This window comes from Pseudonocardia pini, from assembly GCF_013870575.1.
Lineage (GTDB): Bacteria > Actinomycetota > Actinomycetes > Mycobacteriales > Pseudonocardiaceae > Pseudonocardia > Pseudonocardia pini.
In genome coordinates this window covers 1-1,467 of sequence record NZ_JACBXB010001059.1, presented here as the reverse complement: position 1 = coordinate 1,467, position 1,467 = coordinate 1, and the positions used below count along the sequence as shown (strand labels likewise).

Genomic DNA, 1,467 nt, shown 5'->3' with positions numbered 1-1,467 from the left:
GCCGAGATGAACCTCGGTGTCGTTCCGAGCATGATCGAACGACACCGAGGTTCATCTCGGCGCGGGTAGCGTGCCGGGCATGACGATTCCGACGCGCACCCTCGGTGCGCTCACCGTGTCGGCCCAGGGTCTCGGCTGCATGGGCATGTCGCAGAGCTACGGCACCGGGGACGACACCGAGTCGATCGCGACGATCCACCGGGCCCTCGACCTCGGGGTCGGTCTCCTCGACACGTCGAACGTCTACGGCGACGGGGCCAACGAGGAGCTCGTCGGGCGGGCGATCGCCGACCGGCGGGACGAGGTCGTGCTCGCGACGAAGTTCGGCATCGTGCGGGACGGCTCGGGGGCCATGGGCGCCCGCGGGGACGCGGCGTACGTCGCGCAGTGCTGCGACGAGTCGCTCGCGCGGCTCGGCGTGGACCACATCGACCTCTACTACCAGCACCGCGTGGACCCGGACACCCCGATCGAGGAGACCTGGGGCGCGCTGGCCGAGCTCGTCGAGGCGGGCAAGATCCGGTACGCGGGGATCTCCGAGGCGAGCGCGGCCACGATCCGCGCCGCGCACGCGGTGCACCCGGTGACCGCGCTGCAGAGCGAGTGGTCGCTGTGGACGCGAGACCTGGAGCCGGAGATCGCCCCGACCTGCGCGGAGCTGGGGATCGGCGTCGTCCCGTTCTCCCCGCTGGGCCGCGGCTTCCTGACGGGCTCGATCACCTCGGCCGACCAGCTCGGCAAGGGGGACATGCGGTCGAGGCTGCCGCGGTTCAGCGAGGACAACCTCGCGGCCAACCTCGCGATCGTCGACACGGTGCGGGCGTTGGCGGAGAAGCGGGGCGTGACCGCCGGGCAGCTCGCGCTGGCGTGGGTGCAGGCGAAGGGCGAGCACGTCGTGCCGATCCCGGGGACCAAGCGCCGCACCTACCTAGAGGAGAACGTCGCGGCCGCGACCCTGGAGCTGACCGCCGAGGAGATCACCGAGCTCGACGCCGTCGGCGCCGGCGTGGCGGGCGCCCGCTACCCGGAGGCGATGCAGCGCACCGTAGGCCGATGAGCGGTGAGTGGCGATAGTCGCTATGGCGACTCTCGGCACTCACAGGGCGTCGAGGGCCGGGCCGAGGCGGTCGAGGGCGGCCGTGGCGGTGCCGGTCATCTCGGCCACGCGGTCGGAGCCCAGGTGGTCCGCCGCGAAACCCAGGTACTGCACGTGCGCCTGGACCAGCGCCCACTCCCGTTCGACGAGGGCGAGCGGCTCGGGCAGGGCCGAGAACTCCGCCCGGTAGGCGGCGAGGTCCACGGGGCCCTGCGCCGCGAGGACCGCGAGGTCGAGCCCGGCGGGGGCCACCCGGGCGTTGCCCCAGTCGACCAGCGCGGTGCCGAGGACGTTGGCCCGGTTCGGGTCGCCGTGGCACAGCGTCTTCGGCAGCACGGCGAGCGCGGCGCGCATCCGCTCGTCCCGCGCCC

Annotated in this window: 2 protein-coding genes; one reads left to right on the top strand and one right to left on the bottom strand. The window is 73.3% G+C overall.

Annotated elements, in window-relative coordinates; translation table 11 throughout:
- Positions 1-79 precede the first annotated feature (79 nt).
- Positions 80-1,057 (top strand): aldo/keto reductase, encoded by a 978-nt coding sequence (locus H5J29_RS32470; protein WP_181784724.1) that lies wholly within the window; start codon positions 80-82, stop codon positions 1,055-1,057.
- A 39-nt stretch (positions 1,058-1,096) separates the two neighbouring features.
- Here H5J29_RS32470 and H5J29_RS32465 read toward each other — a convergent pair.
- Positions 1,097-1,467: phosphotransferase family protein (locus H5J29_RS32465; RefSeq protein WP_181784723.1), on the bottom strand; the 371-nt coding region annotated here is incomplete at its 5' end.